Raw genomic sequence first — 591 nt, 5'->3', positions numbered from 1 at the left:
CAAATCCTGCTCCCGCAACCAACGTTTCCGGCCAAGCCCTCGCCACCAGCGGGGGCTTTGTTGATTCCGGCGTCCCAAAAGCCATCAGCCCCGCCAATTCCCCAACAAGTTCAAGCTGATGCCCGCCCGGCGCATCCGCGTCCGGAACCATCCGCACCTCCGAAATCAAAGCCCGCAGCGATGCCGTTGCCTCCCGCCGCACTTCCGGTGCATTCAGGGCGCCAGCCAGGTCCTCGATCAGCTCCCGGTACCACGCCGACACCTGCACCGGAAACCATCGTTCTGATGGATCAAAGGCCAGTCATGCACTAACAATCAAACCGGACCACTCAGGTGGGGCTGATCAGTCAGCGATGACACTGACGCACTGAAGAGTTTTCTTGAGCACGAAATCCACGCCAGCGAAGACATCGCCGATGCAGACGTCATGTTTGGTTTGAAAACTTCAAGGATCAGTTCCTGTTAGAGAGGGATGTGAAGAATTTTAGAAAGCTGCCGACTGCAGAGAAGCGCGAAAAACATCAACTTCGATTGACGCGCCCTACCGCAGTACCGCCTTGCAGGCATTATAGCCTTCAGTTTCCAGCCTAC

At 56.7% G+C, this 591-nt stretch carries 1 pseudogene; it reads right to left on the bottom strand.

Features of this window, described 5'->3' with window-relative positions:
- Window positions 1-268 (bottom strand): annotated as a pseudogene (locus tag KUW17_RS23230) (recombinase family protein); the annotation flags it as partial.
- Window positions 269-591 lie beyond the last annotated feature (323 nt).

It is taken from the genome of Leisingera aquaemixtae (genome assembly GCF_019801145.1).
Lineage (GTDB): Bacteria > Pseudomonadota > Alphaproteobacteria > Rhodobacterales > Rhodobacteraceae > Leisingera > Leisingera aquaemixtae_A.
This window is presented reverse-complemented; position numbering and strand designations above follow the sequence as displayed.